A 4804-nucleotide genomic window follows, 5' to 3' on the forward strand; every position below is an offset into this window, starting at 1 on the left:
CATCTTCCGCAGAGCCCGGTGCAGCCCAAATCGAATGTCGTCAATCGCCGCGGCCGTCCTCACCCTGGAGCGGCAACGCTGAACGAGCTCAATGACAGCCGTTTGACAACGCCATTTGTCGTCCCCGCCACAGCCTTCGGGGCTGCCTGGTGGATGTTGCGGAGAGGGTCAGCGCTGGGTGAGCATCGGGGTCCAGCGGCCGTCGTAGCGCAGGTTCGCCTTCCGGAAGCCGGAGAGCGGGGTTATCTTATTGCCGTCCAGGCTAACCAGGAGTAGCTGGTTGCGGAACTCCCCCTTGCCGGGGTCGCATTGCTTGGGGTCGCACCGCCAGGCGATGAGGTGCTTGTCGTCGGCCCAGGCGAGCAGCTGCTGGCCGGGTACGAGTGCGGCCCGCCTGCCGGTCTTCGCATCCAGTACCTCGGAGACGATCTGGCCGCCCTCCCCGGCGAACGCACCGGTTACCAGCCTTCCGTCGCGGGACAGCACGGCCCTCGGGGAGGGCAGGGACGCTTCCTGCTTCGGGACCGGCATCTCCTTGCCGTTCACGTCGTAATAGAGGCCGCCCTCCTTGTTGCCCCAGGGCTCCCACACCAGCTTCCCGTCAAGGCTCCAGCGGAAGTCCTGACGCCCAACCCTAGGGCCAACCTCGCGCTCGTTCTTCCTGGGTAGCGGCTCAGCGAAGTCCGCCCGGCCGGAGGCGACATCGATGACGTAGTAGCCGGTGCGGCTCGGCTTCGGCCCCGGTACCGTCTTATCGTTCAGCCGGTACGACGCGTCCTTGAAAAGGCCGTCCGGGTGGAGACTGTACGTCGTCGCCACCAGGCGCTTGCCGTCCGGCGAGAACTGCACACCGCCGACTCTCTTGTCGACCTCGATCCAGCGCTCCACCTTGCCCGTGGCCAGCTCCAGCAGCCCGATCCGGTTGACCGGCAGATCGCGCTCCAGCACCACCGCGGTCTGCATCCCCGGGGCGACATCGAGCCAGGCCCAGTCGGTCTTCTCATACCGCTCGGTAGCCGTGTTGAGCAGGCTCCACTCGTAGGTGCCGATCGCGTCCCCGTCCGACTGCTTCACGATCTTCGTCGTGTAATACGCCGAGACGGCAATCCGCCCTGCGGCGACCAACTCCCGCGGCGGCGACTGGTCGGCATGTGCCACCACCTCCGGGGTGTCGAGCTCGCCTGCGGGCCGCCCTTGCGTACCACCGCCATCCACGGCCAGCGGCACTGCGACTCCCACGGCGACGATCGCCGCGACCACCCCGGCCACCACAAAGCTGCGTGCCTTGCGGCGCCGCAACGACCGATACACCTGCTCGGCGAAGTCGTCGGACAGCCGTACCTCCGGCGTGTTCGCCTTCAGCGCCCCGCGCACCCGCTGCTCAAGTTCTGCCTCGGGCCGAGCATGGCCCGCGCTTGGCGCACCGTGAATCCGTAGTTCGGCCGCGCTGATACGGTCGCTACCCGCCGGCCTCTCCGACGGCTCCCAGCGTCTGGTCTGCTGGCGGCAGAGCATCTCGCGTACGTACGCCTCTGGCTCGTTAATCCGGTGCCAGCGCCTGGCCGTCTTGACCAAGGCGTTCTTCAGCAGGTCCTCCGCGGCGTGCTGATCGCTGCCGCTGAGGAGCATGGCCACATGTAGCAATTCCGGCGATCTGTTCGCCACAAACTCGCGAAAATTCTGCTTCTCGTGGGCGTCCATAGTCACCTTTCGAATTCCTTTCAGTCCCCGGGACTACGGAGCGCTGCCGCTATGCCTGCTCGGGGATGTTTCCTCACGCCGGGTCATGTAACCCCCAGGCTCCGTTCGTCATGAATCAGCTGCCGCCCAGCAGAGCACGTCCGGGAAAGGCACGAGCCTGCGCGATGTACAGATCCTTGACTACGCAGTTGACGGCCTGAACTTGCCATCGCCGCAGGTGAGAGCCGCTACTTTGCCGTCAAGTGGAGAGTCAAGGATCTGTAGGACCGCTGTTGCGGCAGACGGCCATGGGCCCCCGACCGGTGGGACGGGGCTGTCCGTCACCGAGCTTCAGCTCGACGCAATCATCACGCATGACCGCTGCTGCAGACGTCCCCGCCCCAGAGCTGCGTCAGCGACCAAGTCGTCTCGCTGGAGCAGCAGCTCTTCCTATACCAAGTCTTGCGTGCGCGGGTCACCAGCAGTCGCCGCCGCCCGAAATCGTCACCCAACGCTGTCACGCTGAAACGGTTATTGCATGCGAAGCAGCGCTAGCGGGTTATTACCCTCATCGCGCGAGGGTAATAACCCGCTAGCGCTGCGAACTAAGCGCCATTGACGCTGCGGGTGAACGCCAAATAGCGTGGTGCGATATGGCTCCGCGGGATCCCATTTCGCGCCGCACATCTCACCGCCGGTTTAATCGCTGAACTCCCCAGACTTCACGGTGCCGTCACCGCCGTTCCACGAGAGCCACATCTGGACATCCTGGAAGACGCGGACAATCGAGTCCCTGGGACACGTGGCCATGGCGGCGGTTCCCAGGGCGGCGCTGAGCCAGCGGTTGCCATGGCGTCTGCGACCGGACTTGTGCCGGCTGCGGACTCGTGGTGATCGGGGCAGACCCCCGCCCACGGGGCCAGGTGGTCGGTGGTGCGGAAAACGGGATATGTCGCCGCCGGTCTCGGCGATGAGGACCTCGGCCGTGATGCGTCCGACGCCGGGGATGGTCTCCAGCAGCTCAAGCTGGAAGGTTCTTCAGAACCCTGTCGCAAGCTCTTCGGCGTGATCGCCGAAGATGCGATCGGTCTCCTCAGCGTAGCGTGCGAGCGTCCATTCTGAGTAACCTTCCAGGCAGGCTATTCCTGGAAGGGGGTCGACCACACTACCTTGCCATCGCCGCTCCACCAGAACCCCATGGCGTAATTGGTTGCGCCGGTTATATCGTAGCCCTTCTTGTCGCAGCCAGAATCCCCGCCGTCATTGATGTAGAAATACGTATGCCCGGTGAAGGTATCCTTCAGCGTGCCTTCCACGCCGTAGCCGTCCGCATTGGTGTCGCAGATCTCGAACACATCTACGTTGTCGATATGGGTCATGCGGCCATGCGAGTTGCTGATGGTCCTGTTGACGTCGGCGGCCAGGGCTGGCGACGCTATGCCGACGAGCGTTGTGGCGACGGCTGCACCGACCACAGCTATGCGGGTGAACGATCTGGCCATTGGTTCCTCTTCTCTGCTGGATGGGGCTGCAGCCTAAGGGAATTGGACTGCAGCCCCAGGGAATTGATTTCAATCGGGCGCCGAGCTTATGTTTATGTCAGGACTTGCCCGACCTCAACGCGAGCAGGGCATCTGAGAGCCTGCTTGATCGGGCATGAGCAGTTTCGCAGCCGTCAACGCGAACCACTCGGCCGAGGCCTTACTCGTAGAACCATACGGTCGACAGGGTCGCACCGCCCCCGTCCCACCAGAAGTTCATCTGGTAGTTGTTGGGGTAACCTTGGACGTTGTAACCAATTTTGTCACATCCGGCGTCGCCGCCATCGTTAATGCGGAAAGCCTCCTCCGAATAGGTGACACCACCCTTGTACACGCGATTGAGATTACCTGTGACGCCATAGCCGTCCGCATTGGTGTCGCAGATCTCAAACACATCTACAGAATCGTTGTAGGTCATTTTGCCGTGACTGTTGCTCAGGGTCCTGTTGACGTCGGCGGCCAGGGCTGGCGACGCTATGCCGACGAGCGTTGTGGCGACGGCTGCACCGACCACAGCTATGCGGGTGAACGATCTGACCATTGGTTCCTCTTCTCTGCTGGATTGAACTGCAGCCTAAGGGAATCGGACTGCAGCCCCAGGGAATTGCTTTCAACTGGGCGCCGAACTTATGTTGGGGCGATCAGTCGGTCAACACCCTGCTGATGGCGAACATTTATCACGCGTACAACAGGGGAGAAACAAGACCTATGCGGCGAACAGCATTTGAAAAATAGGACAAAAGTCCCTGGGGGTATCAAAGAGGCATGGCTTGGTGATGTGATCGTTATCCGGATTTGAGCGTCAGCTGAGCATGTCAGCCCACCGGTCCAGGCCCGAACGGGCTGATCTTCTACACAACGGCCCGGTGCTGCGTGCGGGCCGGACCGGCACAGGCGGGGCGATGAGCAGAGCAACGTCGCAAGCTCCCGCCGCACGGAGGTACCGCGGCACCGAAGCCGTAGCCACCCACGGGCGCGGCGATCTCTCGATCGAACACCTAGAGCGGGCGTCGCCCAGGCCCCGGCCCGCCTCTGCTGATGCCCAGTCAAGCCTGCTGGGCTACAACCACTGCGTGCTGGTCCGTGTCATGTCGGCGGCGTAAAGTTTAGCAAGTGCGGTCCCGAGATCCAGAACCTTGGTTCGATGAGAACCCCGCCTTCGGCGTCGAGTTCAAGAGTAGCGTCGGGGACTGGCGCGGTTGCTGACGCTCCGTTTCCAGTCCCCGCCACTTCAAACCGTGCATGTAGTTCTCCCGCACACGGCTTTCCGACATCGTTCACCGGCTGGCATGCGCAGTCGCCCTGCGTACGTTTCCGGTAAGACGGTAGACACCGAGCCGAGTGATCCACCCATAAGTAAATCGGGTGGCCCAGTTCCTGCCCGCGAGTCTGTGAGCTCTTTCAGAGTGGCCACTGATCGGGTGAAGGGGTCGGTGTCTGCAACGCACGAGGCTCCCGTGCCGTTGAGGGAGGTGTTCGACTTCTCAACTCATCGTCACCCGCGAGGGTGACCGCCGCTGCAAGCTCCCGCCGCACCAGCGTGCCCTGGTCGGCCTCGTGTACCTACGCAGGCATGACACTCT

At 63.0% G+C, this 4804-nt stretch carries 4 protein-coding genes and 3 pseudogenes; 3 read left to right on the top strand and 4 right to left on the bottom strand.

Annotated features, from left to right (window positions below; all coding sequences use genetic code 11):
- A pseudogene (locus tag ABZX79_RS37670) lies at positions 1-82 on the top strand (IS5/IS1182 family transposase); the annotation flags it as partial.
- A gap of 1403 nt (positions 83-1485) precedes the next feature.
- On the opposite strand, the pseudogene ABZX79_RS37675 reads toward ABZX79_RS37670, so the two are convergent.
- Positions 1486-1701, bottom strand: a pseudogene (locus ABZX79_RS37675) (SigE family RNA polymerase sigma factor); the annotation flags it as partial.
- 678 nt (positions 1702-2379) lie between these two features.
- Positions 2380-2700, bottom strand: a complete 321-nt coding sequence (locus ABZX79_RS37680) for a transposase (RefSeq protein ID WP_355268547.1) — start codon at positions 2698-2700, stop codon at positions 2380-2382.
- Between ABZX79_RS37680 and ABZX79_RS37685 the strand changes: the two genes are divergently transcribed.
- Complete coding sequence (locus ABZX79_RS37685) at positions 2614-2802, top strand: hypothetical protein (RefSeq protein WP_355268538.1); 189 nt, start codon at positions 2614-2616, stop codon at positions 2800-2802. The genes ABZX79_RS37680 and ABZX79_RS37685 overlap by 87 nt on opposite strands.
- Positions 2803-2819: 17 nt before the next feature.
- On the opposite strand, the gene ABZX79_RS37690 is transcribed toward ABZX79_RS37685, so the two are convergent.
- Both ABZX79_RS37690 and ABZX79_RS37695 read right to left on the bottom strand, forming a co-directional pair.
- A complete protein-coding gene (locus ABZX79_RS37690) occupies positions 2820-3182 on the bottom strand; it encodes a hypothetical protein (protein WP_355268541.1) in 363 nt (120 codons plus the stop codon).
- Between the two features lie 199 nt (positions 3183-3381).
- Positions 3382-3762 (bottom strand): hypothetical protein, encoded by a 381-nt coding sequence (locus tag ABZX79_RS37695; RefSeq protein ID WP_355268544.1) that lies wholly within the window; start codon positions 3760-3762, stop codon positions 3382-3384.
- Positions 3763-4712: 950 nt separating this feature from the next.
- Here ABZX79_RS37695 and ABZX79_RS37700 point away from each other — a divergent pair.
- Positions 4713-4804: pseudogene (locus ABZX79_RS37700) on the top strand (IS5/IS1182 family transposase); the annotation flags it as partial.

It is taken from the genome of Streptomyces sp. NPDC002994 (genome assembly GCF_040611155.1).
GTDB lineage: Bacteria > Actinomycetota > Actinomycetes > Streptomycetales > Streptomycetaceae > Streptomyces.

Coding starts and splice junctions, on each gene's coding strand:
- ABZX79_RS37690 (WP_355268541.1), bottom strand. CDS start 3,182: ATGGCCAGATCGTTCACCCGCATAGCTGTGGTCGGTGCAGCCGTCGCC.
- ABZX79_RS37695 (WP_355268544.1), bottom strand. CDS start 3,762: ATGGTCAGATCGTTCACCCGCATAGCTGTGGTCGGTGCAGCCGTCGCC.